This is a genomic window from Paracholeplasma morum (assembly GCF_016907055.1).
In the GTDB taxonomy this organism is placed as follows: domain Bacteria; phylum Bacillota_I; class Bacilli_A; order Acholeplasmatales; family UBA5453; genus Paracholeplasma; species Paracholeplasma morum.
The window spans coordinates 140,703-160,934 of record NZ_JAFBBG010000002.1 but is presented as its reverse complement, the minus strand read 5'-3'; the positions used below and the strand labels follow the sequence as shown (position 1 = coordinate 160,934).

18 protein-coding genes and 1 other annotated feature are annotated in these 20,232 nt (G+C 35.3%); of the genes, 16 read left to right on the top strand and 2 right to left on the bottom strand.

The window, feature by feature from the left end; all coding sequences use genetic code 11:
- The first annotated feature begins 267 nt into the window (after window positions 1-267).
- From dnaA to gyrA, 6 genes are all read left to right on the top strand, one after another.
- Complete coding sequence (dnaA, locus tag JN09_RS02055) at window positions 268-1,632, top strand: chromosomal replication initiator protein DnaA (protein ID WP_204432129.1); 1,365 nt, start codon at window positions 268-270, stop codon at window positions 1,630-1,632.
- Between the two features lie 131 nt (window positions 1,633-1,763).
- A complete protein-coding gene (gene dnaN / locus JN09_RS02050) occupies window positions 1,764-2,894 on the top strand; it encodes a DNA polymerase III subunit beta (protein ID WP_204432128.1) in 1,131 nt (376 codons plus the stop codon).
- A 147-nt stretch (window positions 2,895-3,041) separates the two neighbouring features.
- The gene (yaaA, locus tag JN09_RS02045; protein ID WP_204432127.1) at window positions 3,042-3,257 is read left to right on the top strand and encodes a S4 domain-containing protein YaaA; all 216 of its coding nucleotides are present in this window, start codon (window positions 3,042-3,044) and stop codon (window positions 3,255-3,257) included.
- Window positions 3,247-4,266 carry a DNA replication/repair protein RecF gene (recF, locus tag JN09_RS02040; protein WP_204432126.1) on the top strand — a complete coding sequence of 340 codons (1,020 nt, stop codon included), beginning with the start codon at window positions 3,247-3,249 and terminating at the stop codon, window positions 4,264-4,266. The genes yaaA and recF overlap by 11 nt, the downstream gene beginning before the upstream one ends.
- Before the next feature lie 17 nt (window positions 4,267-4,283).
- On the top strand, window positions 4,284-6,200 hold the full coding sequence (gene gyrB / locus JN09_RS02035) for a DNA topoisomerase (ATP-hydrolyzing) subunit B (RefSeq protein ID WP_204432125.1): 1,917 nt from the start codon (window positions 4,284-4,286) through the stop codon (window positions 6,198-6,200).
- An 11-nt stretch (window positions 6,201-6,211) separates the two neighbouring features.
- Window positions 6,212-8,848: a DNA gyrase subunit A gene (gene gyrA / locus JN09_RS02030; protein ID WP_204432124.1), complete on the top strand. Its 2,637-nt coding sequence runs from the start codon at window positions 6,212-6,214 to the stop codon at window positions 8,846-8,848.
- A 44-nt stretch (window positions 8,849-8,892) separates the two neighbouring features.
- On the opposite strand, the gene trpB is transcribed toward gyrA, so the two are convergent.
- Window positions 8,893-10,065: a tryptophan synthase subunit beta gene (trpB, locus tag JN09_RS02025; RefSeq protein WP_204432123.1), complete on the bottom strand. Its 1,173-nt coding sequence runs from the start codon at window positions 10,063-10,065 to the stop codon at window positions 8,893-8,895.
- A gap of 425 nt (window positions 10,066-10,490) precedes the next feature.
- Window positions 10,491-10,684, top strand: a binding site (T-box leader).
- A gap of 50 nt (window positions 10,685-10,734) precedes the next feature.
- Between trpB and serS the strand changes: the two genes are divergently transcribed.
- From serS to JN09_RS02010, 3 genes are all read left to right on the top strand, one after another.
- On the top strand, window positions 10,735-12,012 hold the full coding sequence (gene serS, locus JN09_RS02020; RefSeq protein ID WP_204432122.1) for a serine--tRNA ligase: 1,278 nt from the start codon (window positions 10,735-10,737) through the stop codon (window positions 12,010-12,012).
- Window positions 12,013-12,160: 148 nt separating this feature from the next.
- Entirely contained in the window at window positions 12,161-12,814 is a 654-nt protein-coding gene (locus JN09_RS02015) for a response regulator transcription factor (protein WP_204432121.1), read from the top strand.
- Complete coding sequence (locus tag JN09_RS02010; protein ID WP_204432120.1) at window positions 12,814-14,133, top strand: sensor histidine kinase; 1,320 nt, start codon at window positions 12,814-12,816, stop codon at window positions 14,131-14,133. The genes JN09_RS02015 and JN09_RS02010 overlap by 1 nt, the downstream gene beginning before the upstream one ends.
- Here JN09_RS02010 and JN09_RS02005 read toward each other — a convergent pair.
- Entirely contained in the window at window positions 14,117-14,536 is a 420-nt protein-coding gene (locus tag JN09_RS02005) for an HIT family protein (protein WP_204432119.1), read from the bottom strand. The two genes, JN09_RS02010 and JN09_RS02005, sit on opposite strands and share 17 nt — an antisense overlap.
- 160 nt (window positions 14,537-14,696) lie before the next feature.
- Here JN09_RS02005 and JN09_RS02000 point away from each other — a divergent pair, with 160 nt between their 5' ends.
- From JN09_RS02000 to pth, 7 genes are read left to right on the top strand one after another with little or no spacing between them, the layout of a single operon-like run.
- Window positions 14,697-15,287 (top strand): phosphate propanoyltransferase, encoded by a 591-nt coding sequence (locus tag JN09_RS02000; protein ID WP_204432118.1) that lies wholly within the window; start codon window positions 14,697-14,699, stop codon window positions 15,285-15,287.
- Window positions 15,288-15,327: 40 nt separating this feature from the next.
- Window positions 15,328-16,542 carry an HD domain-containing protein gene (locus JN09_RS01995; RefSeq protein ID WP_204432117.1) on the top strand — a complete coding sequence of 405 codons (1,215 nt, stop codon included), beginning with the start codon at window positions 15,328-15,330 and terminating at the stop codon, window positions 16,540-16,542.
- Window positions 16,535-17,071: a ribonuclease M5 gene (gene rnmV / locus JN09_RS01990; RefSeq protein WP_204432116.1), complete on the top strand. Its 537-nt coding sequence runs from the start codon at window positions 16,535-16,537 to the stop codon at window positions 17,069-17,071. The genes JN09_RS01995 and rnmV overlap by 8 nt, the downstream gene beginning before the upstream one ends.
- Window positions 17,055-17,855, top strand: coding sequence for a 16S rRNA (adenine(1518)-N(6)/adenine(1519)-N(6))-dimethyltransferase RsmA (gene rsmA / locus JN09_RS01985; protein WP_204432115.1), 801 nt, complete (start codon window positions 17,055-17,057; stop codon window positions 17,853-17,855). Before rnmV ends, rsmA begins: the two co-directional genes overlap by 17 nt.
- Window position 17,856: 1 nt before the next feature.
- Entirely contained in the window at window positions 17,857-18,651 is a 795-nt protein-coding gene (gene ispE / locus JN09_RS01980; protein WP_204432114.1) for a 4-(cytidine 5'-diphospho)-2-C-methyl-D-erythritol kinase, read from the top strand.
- Between the two features lie 36 nt (window positions 18,652-18,687).
- Complete coding sequence (locus JN09_RS01975) at window positions 18,688-19,662, top strand: ribose-phosphate pyrophosphokinase (RefSeq protein WP_204432113.1); 975 nt, start codon at window positions 18,688-18,690, stop codon at window positions 19,660-19,662.
- A complete protein-coding gene (gene pth / locus JN09_RS01970; protein WP_204432112.1) occupies window positions 19,659-20,231 on the top strand; it encodes an aminoacyl-tRNA hydrolase in 573 nt (190 codons plus the stop codon). The genes JN09_RS01975 and pth overlap by 4 nt, the downstream gene beginning before the upstream one ends.
- Window position 20,232 lies beyond the last annotated feature (1 nt).

Here is a 20,232-nt window from a genome sequence, read left to right as displayed (position 1 = left end):
TTTTTAGCCTGACCAGAGAAGTATGAGAAAACGGACTTACACACATCAAATTGTGGAAAACTTCCCCACATAAAAACCTAATTGTGGATATCTTTGAAAATGAATGAAAACTGATAACAAAGCCATGAAGTCTTATTATTTTTCCCACAATGGTATGTGGACAAGTGGTATTCCTAAAAAGTTTCCCACAATTTTGGTGGATAACATTTTGCCCTATCTATTTTTAGATATGTTAATATGAATGTACATGAAGTTTGGAGTGAAAATATGAAAGAATTTGATGCGTTGTGGCAAGGCATTTTAGATAGCCTTAGATCATCTTATTCCGATGAAATATACGAGGATCTATTTGAGCCTCTTTCATCCGTGAAAAAGGTATCTGGTGGGTACATATATATTATAGCCCCATCCACGTTCGTTAAAGAGCGTATTAACAGGCTCTATTTAACAAGAATTAATACACTCGCAGAAGAGATGTATAAGAAAGAACTTGTAAGGTTTAAATTTGTGGTAGCACAAGATTTAGCAGGGGAAGAAGCCCTTGTTGGTCCAGAGAAGAATCTAGATAAAAAGTACCGTACAGGCAATTTAATTGCAACCCTTAACTTCGACAACTTTGTCGTAGGTAAATCTAACCGTTTTGCCTTTCAAATGGCGCTAAAAGTTGCAGATCAACCTGGTAGTGTCGCTAACCCATTTTATATATTTGGCGATGTTGGACTAGGAAAAACTCACCTGATGCAAGCGATTGGTAACTACATTTTAGATAACGATATTAATCAAAAAATTATCTATGTAAAAGCTTCTGATTTTATTGAAGAATTTGCAGATCAAATCAAGAAGGATCAAATGGATACTTTTAATGAGAAGTATCGCGAATTAGATTGTTTATTAATTGATGATATTCAAATGTTATCAGGAGCTCCAAAAACCCAAATGGAGTTCTTTCGACTATTTGACTTATTAACTCAGCAAAATAAACAAATTGTTGTAACATCTGATAAGCCAGCATCTGAACTTAAAAATATTATGAGCCGTTTAAGTTCAAGATTTGAACAAGGTTTAATGGTGGATATTGGTATCCCTGATTTGGAACATAGAGTAGAAATTCTTCGTAAAAAACTCTCTACAGAAGCACCAGATGTCATGGATATTTCTTCTCAAGTCTTAGAGTTTATTGCGAGTTATTTCTCGACAAACGTACGTGAGCTCGAGGGTGCTTTAAAGCGCGTATTATTTTATTGTGTAACAAATAACATCGAAATTACAGTAGATACAGCTGCAGAAGCATTAGATACTTTAATCAAAACTAGAAAGAAAACTGAATCCTTAACGGAAAATAATTACGATAGAATTCAAAGTGTTGTTAGCGACTACTATTCGATTACTGTACATGACTTAATTGGTAAACGCCGTAACGCAAAATTCACATTACCGCGTCACATCGCCATGTACATAATAAAGAATAAATATAATATCTCATATCAAACGATTGGATCTTTGTTTGGCGGGCGTGATCATTCAACAGTTTTAGCTGCTTGTGAAAAAATAGAGAACGATTTAAAGCATAATAAAGAACTTAAATATGCGATTGAAAACATTCTTAAAAAAATCGATAAAACAAGTAATTAATGTGTGGTAAATATGTGGATAATATGGTATAATTATTGTGTTGGAAAGCGATAAACTAGGGTTTTCCACAAACCCACATCAACTAATAATTATAACTTAATGAAAAATAATAATAACAAAGGAGAAAAAATATGGTCTTCAGTATTAATCAAGATGTTTTATTGGATACATTAAATGTCATTCAAAGAGGGTTACCTGTTAAAACCCCACTACCTGTATTAAATGGAATCAAATTAGAGGTTTTTGATGATCACTTAGTATTTACGGCTTCAAATACAGATATTGCAATTCAAACGATCGTATCAGATGAGTCATTAGAAATTACTTCACCTGGTAAAGTGGTTGTTCCTGGTAGATACTTCATCGAGATTATGCGTAAGATTGTATCTAGCCGTGTTGAAATCTCTTTAATTGAGAATAAAGTAATGGTAATCAAAGCTGATCGTTCTGAATTTAAATTACGTGTTATGGAAGCAGAAGATTATCCAGATGTCGATTTCTTAGATATGGGTCAACCAATCGTTATGGATGCTATGACATTAAAAGCAATCATTAAAGAAACTAACTATGCGACTTCACAATATGAAAAACGTCCTATCTTAACAGGTGTTAACTTAAAACACGAAGACGGAAAATTATACTGTGTAGCAACAGACTCCTATAGACTATCTCAAAAAGTCTTACCGCTAAGTGATGAGTTTGAACCATTCAACATTGTTATTCCAAATAGAAGTTTTGATGAACTTAATAGAACACTAGATAACATTCATGAAGATGTTTCAATGCACATTAGCGCAAACAAAGTGTTATTTAAGTTTAAAAACATTTTATTCCAAACAAGGTTATTAGATGGTGTATATCCAGACACTTTAAGAATCATTCCAAAAGAATTCCCAATTATTGTTAAATTCAATAAAGATGAGTTGTTAAAAGCAGTTGAACGCGTAAGTGTATTATCACCACGCGAAAAAGATAACAACTACAACATTGTTAAATTAAATATTAGACCAGATTATATCGTTGAGGTTTCATCAACCAATAACGAAGTAGGGGATGCAGTAGAAGAAATCGTTCCAGTAGAAGATGTGTTCGGACCGATGATTAAGATTGCGTTCAATTCTAAGAATTTAACAGACGCTTTAAAAGCATTTAACTCTACAGAAATTTCAATTAACTTTGCAGGAGAAATTAAACCATTTGTTTTAAAAGGCAATTTAGATCCTGACATGTTACACTTGATTTTACCTTTAAGAATTGAATAACATATTTCATCTAAAGCCTTAGAATTTGCGTTTTAAGGCTTTTTCTTTTTATGTATGATTGAGATTACTTAAGACACAAAAAAGCACTAAAAAACGTGCTATTTTTTTTATATTATGATATAATATAATCAAGCGAGGTGTATAAATTTGAAAACATTCACGATTGTAGGCGAGTATATTACTCTAGGTCAGTTCGTAAAAGCAGCTGGACTAGTAGATACTGGCGGAATGGTCAAACCTTTTTTAGAAGATACTAAAATCCTTTATAACGGAGAAGTAGAAAATAGAAGAGGCAAGAAGATCTATCCTAACGATAAACTTCAAATAGGCAAGGACGTATATTTGTTTAAACATGATAAGTGAAATCAAACTTAAACATTTTAGAAACCATGAAAGTCTTGCTTTAGATATTCATTCTGGGCGAGTCTTTATTTTTGGTTCTAACGGTTTGGGCAAAACAAGTATATTGGAAAGTATATATTTCGCTTCATTAACGAAGTCTCACAGAACGACAAATGATAAGTCTATTATCATGAAAGACAAACCTTTTGCGAGAATCGATATCAAAACTGACAAACACAACTACCATGTTGTTTTATCCCAAGAAGGCACAAAAGTCGCTATAGACAAAAAGCCTATTCAAAAACTCAGTGAATATATAGGTGGTTACAGAGTAATTATGTTTGCGCCTGAAGATTTAGATTTAATTAAAGGACAACCCTCTGTAAGAAGACAATTTTTAGACATCGAGATGAGTCAAATCCATAAACCCTACATGTTCGTTCTCTCTAAATACAAGCAAATACTCAAACAACGCAATGCTTTGCTTAAAAATATCAATCCAAAAGATGATTTAACATTCTTTAACATCATCACTAGCCAATTAGCAATGATTGGCGAAGAGATAATTTCGAAAAGAATGAAGTTTATGCAAAAGCTTAATGGGGCATTTAGAACGCGTTTTAAAGATTTTAATGTCATAGACGATGTTGGAGTTGTCTATGAACCTAGTGGGCCTTTAAATACGCTAAAAGACTTGTTATTTGAGAAAAAAGACAAGGATATTTTGACACAAACTACTTCATATGGACCACACAGGGATGAAATTCAATTCTTGTTCAATCATGAAGATGCAAAACAGTATGCTTCACAAGGTCAACAACGATTGATGGTTATCTCTTTAAAGTTAGCCTTACTAGATATTTACGACAAAGAAGATTTAGAAACGGTTTTACTTCTAGATGATGTTCTTAGTGAACTCGATCAAGACAAAAAAATTAAACTCCTCAACAATCTACCAATCAAACACCAAACTTTTATTTCTGGCGTAGATTTGTTCGAGATTGAGAATATGCAGACAATCAAACTATAACAAAAAGGAGAATTAGGATGGATAATTTGAACAATAACAACAACAATTATAATGCTGAGAATATTCAAGTCCTTGAGGGACTAGAAGCTGTAAGAAAACGTCCAGGGATGTACATCGGTTCAACAGGAGAACGCGGATTACATCACTTGGTTTGGGAAATCGTCGACAACTCTATCGATGAATCAATGGTTGGATATGCAAGTGAAATTACACTTGAGATCTTACCAGACAACATCATCAAAGTAACCGATGATGGTAGAGGGATACCAGTAGACAAACATGCTAAAACTGGTAAGAGTGCAGTAGAAACTATTTTAACCGTTCTACATGCCGGCGGTAAATTCGACGGTAAGTCATATAAAGTATCTGGGGGACTTCATGGTGTTGGGGCCTCTGTCGTAAACGCATTATCGAGTTGGTTTAGAGTAACTATTTCAAGAAATGGTTTATTATACCAACAAGAGTATTCAAGAGGGATTCCTCAATATGAATTAAAAGAAATCGGAAAGTCAAGCCACACTGGGACAACCATTGAGTTTAAAGCGGATAGTGAAATCTTCACTGAAGCTCAAGCGTTTGATTTTGAAACACTTAGAAATCGTATTCAAGAACTTGCGTTCTTAAATAGACACATCAAGATCTCAATTACAGATTCAAGAGGTAAAGAACCAGTTAGTTTCACTTACCAATATGAAGGTGGTATTGAGGAGTATGTTAAATTCCTGAACCACGGCAAATCTGTCATTAACCCACAAATCGTTTATACATTTAAAGAAGTCGACAACATCACAGTTGAGATTGCTTTACAGTATAACGACTCATATGCAACCAACATTTATTCATTTACAAATAACATCCACACTCACGAAGGAGGTATGCACGAAGATGGCTTCAAATTAGCATTATCCAGAGTATTAGGTAACTATGCAAAAGATAATAGCCTTTTAAAGAAAGACGAAGCATTTATCGGTGAAGATACCCGTGAAGGCTTGACTGCAATCGTATCTATTAAGCATCCAAATCCTCAATTTGAAGGACAAACAAAAACTAAACTTGGGAACCCTGAAGTAAGACAAATCGTCTCACAAGCAGCAGGTGAAGGGTTAGAAAGATACTTATTAGAAAACCCAGCAGCAGCAAAATCCATTATTGATAAAGTGATATTAGCTTCTAGAGCGAGAATCGCAGCTAGAAAAGCTAAAGAAGCAACTAGAAGAAAGAGTCCACTTGATGCACTCGGTTTCGCAAGTAAGCTAGCCGATTGCCGTAATAAAAAACCAGAAGAATCTGAAATCTATATCGTCGAAGGTGACTCTGCGGGTGGTTCTGCTAAACAAGGTAGAGACTCTGCATTCCAAGCGATTTTACCACTTAGAGGTAAGGTTCTAAACGTTGAAAAAGCGCGTCTTGACAAGATTTTAAGCAATAAGGAAATTCTATCAATGATCCAAGCTTTCGGTACTGGTATTGGTGAAGACTTCGATGCAAGCAAAGCGAGATATCATAAGATTGTTATTATGACCGATGCCGACGTCGATGGTGCTCACATTCGTACATTAATGTTGACATTCTTGTACAGATACATGAAGCCATTAATTGATTTAGGATATGTGTACGTAGCTCAACCACCACTATATAAAGTTCAATCTGGTAAGCGTGTAGAATACATCTATGACGAAGAAAGATTAAGAGCTGTTCTTGAGCAAATGGGTGGTAGACCACAAATCCAACGTTATAAAGGTCTTGGAGAAATGAATCCTGAACAATTATGGGATACAACTATGGATCCAAAGACTAGAACGTTATTACAAGTATCATTAAAAGATGCGATGAACGCGGATGCAATCTTCTCTATGTTAATGGGTGAAGAAGTAGAACCACGTAAGAATTTTATTCAAGAGAATGCGGTTTACGCATCGAATATTGATGCATAAAGGAGCGTAACATGGACGAAAAAGAAAAAGATATCCTAGTAGATGAAGTCGTAGTTGAGGAAACTCTCGAAGACGATGAATCTACAGATTATATTCACGGAAAAATTAAAGAACTAAATATTGCAACTGAAATGAAGACCTCATTCCTAAACTATGCGATGAGTGTTATTGTAAGCCGTGCCCTTCCAGATATTAGAGATGGTTTAAAACCAGTTCAAAGACGTATCATCTATGCGATGAACGATCTAGGAATGTACTCTGATAGAGCACATAAGAAATCCGCAAGAATCGTCGGTGAAGTAATCGGTAAGTATCATCCACATGGTGACTCTTCTGTATACGAAGCGATGGTTAGAGTGGCTCAAGATTTCAGCTATAGATACCCACTTGTAGATGGTCATGGTAACTTCGGTTCAGTAGACGGAGATGGCGCTGCCGCGATGCGTTATACTGAAGCAAGAATGAGTAAAATCGCCATGGAACTTGTTAGAGACATCGAAAAAGAAACCGTTGATTTCGGTGACAACTACGATGGGTCAGAACATGAACCACTTGTAATGCCAGCAAGATATCCAAACCTACTTGTCAATGGTGCTACAGGTATTGCGGTTGGTATGGCAACAAACATTCCACCTCATAACTTAGGCGAAGTTATTGATGGTATTGATGCCTTAATGGACAATCCGGATATTACAGATTTAGAATTAATGAATTATGTTAAAGGACCAGACTTTCCAACGGGTGGTCAAATCCTTGGTGTAGCTGGTTTAAAACAAGCCTATACAACAGGTAGAGGAATGATTGTTATTCGTGCCGTTACTGAGATCAAAGAACTCAAGAATGGTAAGAACATGATCATCGTTAAAGAAATCCCTTACCAAGTTAACAAAACAAAATTGATTGAAAGAATTGCGGATATTGCAAAAGAAAAAATCGTTGAAGGTATCACTGACTTAAGAGATGAATCTAACCGTAAGGGTATGAGGATTGTCATTGAGTTAAGAAAAGATGTTAACCCTCATGTTATGTTAAACAACCTATATAAATACACAGATTTACAAAGTTCATTCGGGATTAACATGATCGCTTTAGTTGGTGCACAACCAAAGATGATTACACTTAAGGACGCGCTTTACTACTACTTACAACATCAAATTGAAGTCATTCAAAGACGTACTGTATTTGATTTAAGAAAAGCAGAAGAAAGAAAGCATATCTTAGATGGTCTAGTTATCGCACTTGAAGATATTGATGCTGTCATTGAACTTATCAAGAAGTCTCCAACAGGCGAAGAAGCAAGAACCAACTTAATGGATACTTACAACTTAACAGAAGTTCAAGCTAGAGCGATTCTTGATATGAGATTACAACGTCTAACAGGACTTGAAATCGAAAAGATTAAAGAAGAAAATAGAGACCTTACTGTTAAGATTATTGACTATAAAGACATCATTTCAAGCGACTCAAGAAAACACGATATCATCCGTATGGAACTTCAAGAAATTAAAACCAAATATGGAGATACTCGTAAATCAATCATGAGTCTTGATTTAGATATTTCAATCGAGAATGAAGATTTAATTCCAGTTGAAGATGTTATCATTACAGTAACTCATAATGGTTATATCAAACGCATGAGCATGGATGAGTATAAAGCACAAAATCGTGGTGGGGTTGGTATTACAGCCATCAAGATGCACGATGATGACTTTGTAGAACACATGCAAATGACCAATACACACTACTATCACTTATTCTTTACAAATAAGGGTAGAGTCTATAAGATTAAGGGGTATCAAATTCCTGAAGGATCAAGACAAGCTAAAGGATTACCAATTGTTAACTTGTTGTCATTTGACAAAGATGAAACATTAGTTACATTTACTTGTATCAAAGACTTCGAATCCGATAGCAGCTTCTTATTCTTTACAACCAAAAACGGTATCGTTAAACGTACCCCAGTATCAGAATATCAAAACATCAGAACTAACGGAATCATTGCGTTAGGTCTAAAAGAAAATGATGAATTACTAGCTGTTAAGACCACAGATGGCACAACCAATGTGATCCTTGGGGCATCCAATGGTAAGGCAATCCGTTTCGATGAAAACGATGTTAGATCAATGGGACGTACTGCAACAGGTGTTAGAGGTATGGACTTACCTGATGGTGACGAAATCATCGGAATGACCACAATTAAGAGCGATCAAGAAGAAATCTTAGTAGTTACTGAAAAAGGCTTTGGTAAGCGAAGTCTCGCTGAAGAGTATCGCTTGCAAACCCGTGGCGGTAAGGGCGTTAAGGCATTAAATGTTACAGAGAAAAACGGTAACTTAAGAGCCTTGAGAAGCGTGGATGAAAGCATGGACGTTATCATCGTATCTGATAAGGGTATGGTTATTCGTACACACGTTGAGCAAATCTCCCAAACCAAACGTGCAACTCAAGGGGTTAAACTAATTAGTCTAAAAGATGACCATAAGGTTGTAACTCTAGCGATGGTTCCTCATGAAGATGAAGAAATCATTGAAGAAGTTGTTACTCAAGAAGTATTACCACTAGAAGTAACTAAAAAAGTGGTAGAGATTGCCGAAGTAGAAGCAGAAAAAGAAGAACCAAAAATTCAAGAAGATTTATTTGATATGTAATAATTTAAAATCCACAGTTCAAAATGAGCTGTGGATTTTTCTTATTAGTCGATGATTTGTTCGCCTAAGTATTTCGCTATTTGCTTAACGTCTTTATCGCCTCGACCAGACAAATTTACAACAATGATTTTATTTTCATCTAGATTTGGGGCAAGCTTCAATGCATAAGCGACTGCATGTGAACTTTCGATAGCAGGAATGATTCCTTCTTTAATGGATAAGTATTGATAAGCCTTGATGGCCTCATCGTCGGTTATTGAGACATAGGTTGCCCTCTTAGTATCATGTAAGTAACTATGTTCAGGTCCTACTCCAGGATAGTCAAGGCCGGCAGATATAGAATAGACCTCGCTGATTTCTTCATTGGTCATTAGCACTTTTGTATACATCCCGTGTATTGGACCGTTAATACCTTTTGTGATGGTAGCTGCATGTTTATCTGTTTCAAGACCCATACCACCTGCCTCTACCCCTATTAATGAAACCTCATGGTTTTCTATAAAAGGGTAAAATGCCCCAATTGCATTGGATCCACCACCAACACACGCGATGACATAGTCAGGTAGTCTTTGTTCTTTCTCTAGGATTTGAGCTTTGATCTCTTCGCCAATGACTTTTTGAAAGTCTCTGACCATGGTTGGGTAAGGATGAGGTCCAACAGCAGAACCAATTAGATAAAAACAAGTATCCAGTTCTAAACTCCATTTTTCTAGGGCGCTATCAACTGCTTCTTTTAGCGTCCTTTGTCCAAATTCTACACTAATTACGGTAGCCCCTAACAGTTTCATTTTGTATACATTTAGGGCTTGTTTTTCGATGTCTACTGCACCCATGTGAATCTCACATTCCATATTAAGGAGTGCAGCTACTGTTGCGGTTGCTAAACCGTGTTGGCCAGCACCAGTTTCGGCGATTAGTTTTTTCTTGCCCATTCTTTTCGCAAGTAATGCTTGCCCTAAGACATTATTAATCTTGTGAGCCCCTGTGTGATTCAAATCCTCTCGCTTTAGATATATTTTGGCACCACCTAAAGCATTTGTTAGATTTTCTGCATAATAAAGAAGACTGGGTCTATTCGCATAATCCCTATATAGCGTCTTTAACTCTTTGTTGAAGACATCATCGTCTTTATACTTTAGATAAGCTTCTTCAACTTCTTTTACTGCCTTTAAAATGTGCGGTGGGACTAGTTGTCCACCAAAAATTCCAAATTCCATTCTATTCCTCTTTTCTTTTATAAGAGTCTTTGTCTGGTCGTAACTGAGTTGGGTATAAAAAAAAGCCCATGACGTCAAAAAGACATCATGGGACGAATAATCGTGGTACCACCCAAAGTTCAAGAATCCATAGATTCTCCTCAAAAAAATACGCCGTCATCTAAGACTTTAATATTTCTGCCCTATAACGTGAGCTCACGGCCGAGGCTACTTATCGCCCTGCTTCTACCTAAGTCCATTCATCAAAGTGGTTCATACTTGTCTTACACTATCACAAGCTCGCTTAATGTCCCATAAAGTGATTACTACTCTAAGGTCTTCGAATTTAACTCTATTATAATGGTTTTTCAATAAAAAACAAGGCTTTTTTTACGTATTTTGGATTGAGTTGTATTTACTTTTTAGGTTCTTTAGGCTATAATGTAGTCAATTCGATGATTGAGATAAGTACATAATACCGTTTTACAAGAGAATGGGTGGTTGGTGAGAACCCTAAAACAAGTTATGGAAATCTACTCATGAGAGGTGTTAATTCCACCCGCGAGCTTGCGTTAAAAAGCATTAAAGCGCTACGAGTAATCGTAGAACTAAGGTGGTACCGCGATTATTCGTCCTTTTTAGAATTTTGATATTCTTTAAGGACTTTTTTATTCATCCAGGAGGGAACATATGTTAGACATTAAATGGATTAAAGACAATTTAGAGGTTGCAATCGCTAGATTAAACACAAGAGGTAAAGACTTTTCTTATTTAAGAGAAGTGGTTTTAAAAGATGATGAAAGACGTGCGTTAATTGCAGAAGTTGAAAAACTAAAAGCACTACGCAATCAAAAATCAAAAGAGATTGGTCTGATGGCTAAGAAGGGTGAAGACACTGAACCTGTAAAAGAATCCGTTAGACAAATGGGTGAATCTATTAAAGAAATGGATGAAAAAATTGTTCAAATTGATCAATACATTAAAGAACAACTTCTTAATACGCCCAATCTTCCTAACCAAGATATTCCTGTTGGATTTGATGATAAAGACAACAAAGAAATTTATAAATGGGGCACACCAAAGAACTTTGACTTTGAAATTAAAGATCATGCTGAACTAGGTGAGAAACTCGGCATTCTTGATTTCCAACGTGCAACTAAAGTAACAGGCACAAGATTTGTGATTGATAGAGGATTAGGTGCTAGACTTGAACGTTCACTTATTCAATTTATGATGGAATTACATGCTGAAGATCATGGCTATACAGAAATCATTCCACCATTTATCGTAAATGAAGACAGTATGTTTGCTACAGGTCAATTCCCTAAGTTTAGAGAAGATGCTTATAAAGTAGGAACGGAAGAAGATTCTTGGTATCTAAATCCAACTGCAGAAGTGCCTACAATCAACATGTATCGAGATGAAATCATCGATGCAGATTTATTACCACTCAAGTTTGTTTCTTTCACAACAGCATTTAGAAGTGAAGCGGGTTCTGCGGGTAGAGATACAAAAGGTATCTTAAGACAACACCAGTTCAACAAAGTCGAACTCATTAAGTTTACCAAACCAGAAGACTCTTATGCAGAACTTGAAAAGATGCTTAAGAACTCTGAGAAGGTCCTTCAATTGCTTAAATTACCTTATAGAGTCGTTGCTTTATCTACTGGAGATTTAGGATTCTCAATGGCTAAGACATATGACATTGAAGTATGGGTTCCAAGCCAAAACACCTATAGAGAAATTGGTTCTATTTCTAATGCTGAAGACTACCAAGCTAGAAGAGGAAACATTCGTTTCAAACGTACAAAAGATGCTAAGACAGAATATGTACATACACTCAATGGATCTGGTCTAGCAGTCGGAAGAACGATGATTGCTATTATGGAAAACTACCAAAATGCAGATGGTACGATTACAGTTCCAGATGTATTAGTACAATACATGCACACAACCGTAATCAAATAACACAATTTACGACAATTTTATGATATTTATTCGACATTTAACCGGTATAATCCATACCATACAGATATCATTTAATTTCTCCTAAAAACCTATGATATAATGAAAGTGCCCTAAAGAGGCACTTTCTTCATTTAAATGAGGTGATTTCATGAAAATATATTATGTGGAAGATGAACTAGATTTATCGCAAATCATAAAGAAGTATTTAATTAAAGAAGGCTTTGACGTCGTCGTTTTTGAGTCTGGTGAAGAAGCAATTACGCATGTAGGAGATGAAGTGGATTTATGGATCCTCGATATCATGTTAACAGGCGATATTAACGGGTATGATTTAATCGAAGCCATCAAGAAGAAAAATCCAACCACAGCGGTTATGTTTACCTCTGCGAGAGATCACGATTTAGATAAAATTAGAGGTCTTGAGTTAGGTAGCGATGACTACTTAGCGAAACCTTACTCACCAAGAGAACTCATCTTACGTGTCAAAGCGATTCTAAAAAGAGCTAATAGACAAAGTACCAACATACTTAAGTATGATGACTACGAAATCAATATTGAGAAAAGAATTATCAAAGAAGGCGATGAGTCAATCGAACTTACAAACAAAGAGTTTGAACTCATGTTGTTCTTCTTAGAAAACTTGAACCAAGCATTCTCAAGAGAACAAATTCTAAGTCACGTTTGGGGACCAGATTACTTTGGTTCTGACAGAGTTGTCGATGATTTATTAAGACGTTTAAGACAAAAAATGCCTAAACTAAAGATTGAAACCATCTATGGTTATGGTTATAGACTATTATAATGAGACACTATAAACTATCCATTCAAGTCATTATCCTTTTCTCATTTGTAACGTTCTTTTCAGCTTTAGTATTCGGATTTATCACCTATAAAAACTATCAGAGTGTCTATATTGGTTTAGCTAGAAATGAAGTTGACAATTACGTTGAAGCTACAATCGACAATCCAAGGGATACAGAATCTTATCTAGGATATATCACAATCACTGTAAATAAGATTTCAACGTTTGAAGCGGCTGTAACGAATCGTTATATCTCACCAAATGCTAGAAAATTATTAGGCAATGATGAAACATTAACAGATGCGATTGTACGTGCTGCATACTTAGGAGAATTCATCTATAGTAATGCGAATGAAACATTTTATCTTTCGATTCGAACTAGAACAGAAATCAGCGAGTCACTTACTGAGTACTACATTGGGATAATGGACGATACATATATTAATTCCGTTAAGGCTGTCACAGCAAAAGAAGATGTTCTTATGACATTCATCGGAACATTTATGACGTTTTCAATCATCATCTTACTAGGTAATATGGCGATTGCGATATGGAGTAGAAACTTAACAGCGAGAATCAAATACCTTCAAAGAGAAGTCAATCAATTCACCAACACAGGGTATGAAAACAAAGTCTACTTGAACGGGAATGACGAGATTGCTGAACTATCAAAAGCAATCGAAAATCTCAGACTCGAGATTAGAGAAAACGAACATACTAAACAAGAAATGTTCCAAAATGTATCACATGATTTAAAAACACCAATTTCAGTTATTCAGTCTTACGCTGAGGCGATCCTTGATGGAACAACCGAAGTTGAGGATGCAAAAATCATTATTAAACAAACAGAAAAGCTTCAAGGAAAAGTTAAAATGCTTCTTGAATTATCAAAGATTTCTACCTTGGAAATGAAGGAATCACTAGAATCTATTCCAATGAAAGAAGTGATTAATCAAGTCTATTTTAACAATAAAATTAGACTCAATAATCTAAAAGTTATCCTCGATTTGGATGACACAGAATTCCTAGGTGTTAGAGAATATTTCTATACTTCAATAGAAAATCTGATTGATAATGCAACAAGATATGCAAGTAAAGTCATTGAGGTTACGCTTAAAAATGGTGTACTAACGATTTACAATGATGGACCAGCCATTGAAGAAAAATATATCACTGGTGGGTTTAAACCATATGAAAAAGGTTCTCGTGGACAGTTCGGCATAGGGATGTCGATTGTACAGAAAACCTTCAATAAGTTTGGGTATTCACTCGTAGTTGAGAATATGAATCCAGGGGTTAAATTTACAATAAAGCATTAAGAATTGAAGCTCTAATAGATTCAAAATCTTGCTTAGTTAAAGAGGCTGAATGATTCACCATATGCATGTGTTTAAGATCATCATTTTCATATCTAGGTAAGATGTGCATGTGAAAGTGGAAAACGCTTTGTGAAGCGATAATACCATTATTATTTAAGGTGTTTAGTCCAAGTGGGCTGAACGCCTTTTTTATCGCTTGAGACAATCTAACTACGACGCTAAATAAATGTCCAGCAACCTCTTCTGGCAACTCAAAAATATCTTTATAAGGTGTCTTTGGAACAACCAAAGTATGCCCTTTTGTTGCTTGAGTAATATCTAGAAACGCGATGACTAAATCGTCTTCATAAACGATATTCGCAGGGATTTCTCTTTTGATGATTTTAGTAAAAATAGTATCCATGTTAACCCTCCATTAAGTATGATTATTATATCACAAAATAAACAAATAGAAAGTCTGTGTTTAATTACTATGAATAAATATTCATACTATTGGTCGGTTATATTGTTTTATAAAACAAATAGTGCTATAATTGTGGAGTAAATAGAAAGGATTTGAAAATATGAGAAAAATACCAATCGGTGTATCCGGAAGACACCTACATTTAACCCAAGAACATTTAGAAGCACTATTTGGTCCTGGTTATGAATTAACAGTATTCAAAGATCTTAGCCAACCCGGTCAATATGCAGCTAATGAAAAAGTAGACGTATATAGCCCAGCAGGTAAATTAATTGCAGGGGTTAGAATTCTTGGCCCAGTAAGACCAGCTTCACAGGTAGAAATTTCTAGAAGTGACGCAATCAGAGGAAAATTTGTTGCCCCAGTTAGATCCTCAGGAGATGTAAAAGGTTCAGGTGCTTGCAAACTTGTTGGCCCAGCTGGTGAAGTAGAATTAACTGAAGGCGTTATTGTTGCAGACAGACACATTCATTTCTCTTTAGAAGACGCTAAAGAATTTGGCGTTAAAGATGGAGAAGTTGTTTCCATTAAAGTTGGCGGTATTAAAGGCGGTATCCTTGATAACGTATTATGCCGTGTTTCATCTAAATATGCATTAGATTGTCATTTAGACACCGATGATGGTGCCGCTTTTGAATTATCTAATGGCGACCTTTGTGAGCTTGTTAAAGCTTACGAAATCACTAAATAAGCCTACTCACATAGGCTTTTTTTTAAGTTGGAGGCTATATATGTTCAAAACGTTAGAAAATACCAAAGTTTTTAGAGATCCCCTTTATGGATACATCCAAGTTAAACATCAGGTAATCGCAGACCTTATTGACACCAAAGAGTTTCAAAGACTCAGAAGAATCCGTCAATTATCTGGCGTATCGATGGTTTTTCATGGTGCTGAACACTCGAGGTTTTCTCACAGTCTTGGCGTATATGCTTTGGCTTATAAAGCACTATCTGATATTGAAATATTAAAAAAGACGCTATCTGAATATGAACAAATCTTATTTATGTGTAGTGCGTTACTTCATGATGTTGGACATGGCCCTTACTCTCATGCGTTTGAACATGTGTTTATGTTAGGTCATGAAATATCTACAACCAAAATCATCGAAGGTAACACGGAGATTAACCAAGTTCTTTCTAAACACCATAAGAGTCTAGCTAAAGATATATCAAGTGTCATTCTTAAAATGAATAAGTTCAAAATAGTTGAACAACTTATCTCATCTCAACTAGACATTGATAGAATGGACTATCTAGAACGAGATGCGTTTCATACAGGAGCAACCTACGGCAGATTAGATAAAGACAGAATCTTTAGAATGCTTACCATTAAAGATGAAAAAGTCGTCTTTAAAGAAGGCGCCATCCATGCGATAGAAAACTACTTAATGAGTCGATATCACATGTACTGGCAAGTCTATTATCATCCAGTAGCAAGATCTTATGAAATTATTTTAGAGAAAATATACAAACGGATTCTTGACCTTTATAAGGATTCTAAACTCGATGACGATTATGCAAGTTATCTAAAGACTATTATCGAAAACGGGTTTGAAGAAGATGCATATTTTGAGCTCGACGATTATTATGTAAATGGCTTAATAAAAAGGTTTTCTCACAGTAAAGATGATATTTTAAGAGATCTATGTTTATCGTTTTTAAAACGAGAACTATTTGATTATATCGAAGTAAATACCAACGAAGAAGAGAAAATGAGTCGTTTAGTGTATGAAAAAAAACTATCAGAATATCATTATAAGATTGACCAAGTTACACAACGCACATACTTAATTGAAGAGTTTGATATATTAGCATCAAGCATTCATATATTAAAATCGGATGGATCCATTGTGTCATTAGACCAAGTCTCACCAATCATCAAAGGTCTATCAACTTCAGGAATCAAAACAGATCGTAAACTCTACTATCGAGGTTCCCATGAATAAAGTGTATATCGTTGAAGGAAGACATGACTATAATAGATTAAAAGAAATCGACCCTAATCTGATGATATTAATAACCAATGGGGCAGCCATTTCGATGACATTTATTGAAGAGCTTAAACGTTTAGAAGAAGACAACGAATTGATTCTAATGGTAGATGCGGACAATGCAGGTGAACGACTAAGAAGGATTATTACCAGACATATTCCTTCAGTAAAACATATTTTTATTAAGAAAGAAGAATCAACTTCTAAGAATGGTAAGAAGGTAGGTATCGAACATGTGAATAGAGAACTTCTCAAAGAAGCTCTATCAGATATTAAGACCCCTACAAACTTATCGGACATTACCTTTGAATTTTTATATGACTTGGGTTTACTAGGTGAGCCTGATTCAAAAAAAAGAAGACTTGCGTTGTGCGAGTATTTAAACATTGGATATGTGAATGGAAAGAATTTAGTAAGTAGGTTAATTCTTTTTGGATACGTCCAAAAAGATATATTGGAGGCTTTACATGAACTCGAAACCTAAGAAGAAGTTCGGACAGAACTTTCTAAAAAGTGAATCCACATTAAACAAAATTATATCCGGTAGTGGTGTTACTAAAAATGACATCGTTATCGAAATTGGTCCTGGAAGAGGCGCGCTCACTAAGCATTTAGTCAAGCATGCGAAACAGGTATATGCCTTTGAAATAGATACTTCATTAACAAGTTATCTTAATCCGATCATCGCTGAGAATTCTAACTTAGAGGTTATCTACCAAGATATTCTCGAAACGGATTTAAATACATTTATTGAAGAACACATCAAAGATAATGTGAAAGTGATTGCGAATATTCCCTATTACATCACTTCACCCATTATCTTTATGTTACTAGATTGTCCACGTGTTACAGATATGACCCTTCTTATTCAAAAAGAAGTTGCAGATCGTCTTGCCAGTCTTCCTAACAGTAAAGACTATGGTGCAGTGACTGTTTTGATTCAGTCGTTATGTGAAGTCACAAAAGTCACTCAAGTCAAACGAACAGCTTTCTATCCTGCACCCAATGTAGACAGTACAGTAATCAAACTTACAAAGTCCTTACGCTATCAAAATGTGATTACTAACCAAGTGTTTTTCAAACAGTTGGTTAAAGCAGCATTCACTCAAAAACGTAAGACATTACTCAATAATTTCGAAAGTGCTTTTAATTTATCAAAAGATGAATTACTAACCAAGCTTCAATCCATAGATCCAAAATATGACTATTTTACAAGAGCTGAGGCAATGACGATTGAAGACTTCATTGCACTATCCAATGGGTGGTAATATGAAAGAACTGGCGTACGCAAAAATCAATCTTATTTTAGAGATTAAAGGTAAAAGAACAGATGGTTATCATGAGTTAAGAAGCTTGATGATTCCAATTGAATTTTATGATACATTAGAGTTTTTTATCTCAGAAGAAGATCAAGTTATCTCGAATGTTGAAATAGAAAACAATGCTATCTTAAAGACTATTTCTTATATGAGAAGTCAAATAGGTTTTAAGGAAAATGTCTTAGTAAAGCTAAATAAAGTAATTCCTATTGGCTCAGGTTTAGGTGGTGGAAGTGCAGACATATCCGCAACCATTAGAGGTGTTAATCGCCTTTTGAATCTAGATTTAACTGATGAAGTTATGGGAGATATTGCAAATCAATTAGGGTCTGACACATTATTTACACTTAACAACAGACCTGCCATTGTTGAGGGTAGAGGAGACAAGATAAAGTTTATTGATATGACTCATAAACTCGAATCAATTCTGTTAATTCTACCGAATATATCACTACTTACAAAAGACATCTTCAAGGCTTTTAAAAGTTCGAATAAAAATGATTTTGACCGAAGTGTTACAGATGTTTTATCTGGTAAACTCAGTCTTTATAATGACTTATTAGAACCAGCTCTCGAAGTGAGTAAATCGTTGAGTGATTTATATCATTCACTTAGATCTGACGGGTTTGATGTATATATGTCTGGAAGCGGATCTACATTATTTGTCGTTAATCCAGATGAGGTTTTAGTGAATCGGATAAAGATGTATCAAAATGTTACTTTGATACATACAAAACAACACTAATTATTGTTATAATTAAATTATGAGGGGGTAAGTATTATGTCAGTGATTGATGGAAAGAAAGTAAAACTATTTGGATTGTCTTCAAATCCACAACTCGCAAGGGAAATTAGTGAATCTTCAGGGATTCCTCTGTCACCTTGCGACATCATGAGATTTGCAGATGGTGAAATTGGAATTAACATTACAGAGTCTGTTAGAGGACATCATTGTTTTGTGATCCAACCAACTAGTAAACCAGTTAATGAGCATCTCATGGAAATTCTAATTTTCACAGATGCATTAAAACGCGCAAGTGCTGCGAGTGTTACAATTATCATGCCTTATTATGGGTATTCTAGACAAGATAGAAAAGCTAAATCTAGACAACCAATTACAGCAAAACTAGTTGCAGACTTATTACAAGTATCCGGTGTTGACCGAGTGATTTGTATTGACTTGCATGCAGCACAGATTCAAGGGTTCTTCGATATTCCAATCGATAACTTCCCTGGCATGCCGCTTATTTCGACCCATTTTTTAAATCTTAACTTAGAGAATGTTACAATCGTATCTCCAGACCATGGTGGTGTGACTCGTGCCAGAAGCTTTGCGAAATTCTTCAACGCACCAATTGCTATCATCGATAAGAGAAGACCAGAAGCCAATAAAGCTGAAGTCATGAATATCATCGGGGATGTTGAAGGTAGAACTTGTATTATGGTAGATGACATCATTGATACAGGGGGCACATTAATAGCTGGTTCAGAAGCGCTTCTTAAGAAAGGCGCTATAGCTGTCTATGCAGCGGCCACTCATGCTTTATTTTCAAGTAACGCGATTGAACGTATATCCAATTCCCCTATTAAAGAAGTAGTTGTTACCAATTCGGTTGTGGTAGATGACTTAGAAAAATATCCTAAAATTGTTCAATTATCGATTGGCCAATTACTTGGTAAGGCAGTCTTACATATTATAGATGACGAACCAATTAGCCAAATCTTTGAAAACATTTACGACACTAAAAAAAGTTGAGACTGATTATAGGCCTTGGAAATCCAGGAAAAGAGTACGCGAAAACCAGACATAACGTTGGGTTTGAAGTACTTGATGTTCTAGCAGATGCATTAAATGTAAGTTTTAAATTAGAAAAATCTTTTAAAGGTGAAGTAGCAATGACTAACTACGGATCTGAAAAAGTCATATTGTTGAAGCCATCTACGTTTATGAACTTATCAGGAGAATCTGCGATTCTTGTGAAACAGTTCTATAAAGTTGAGCTAGATGATATTATCGTAGTATACGATGATATTGCTCTAGATTTAGGAAAACTCCGTTTGCGTATGCAAGGGTCTTCAGGTGGACATAACGGCATTAAAGATCTAATCAAACACTTTAATACACAAGAATTTAAACGCATTCGTATTGGGATTTCCAGTTCAGATAAAGCATTAAGAAATCACGTTTTAGGTAAATTTTCTAAAGATGAACAAACCGAAATGTCTATTAGCTATCAATATGCTAAAGATGCATTAATTGATTTTATTAAACAAGTCCCATTTGTGGACATTATGACCAAATATAACACCCCGGCGTCTTCCTAAG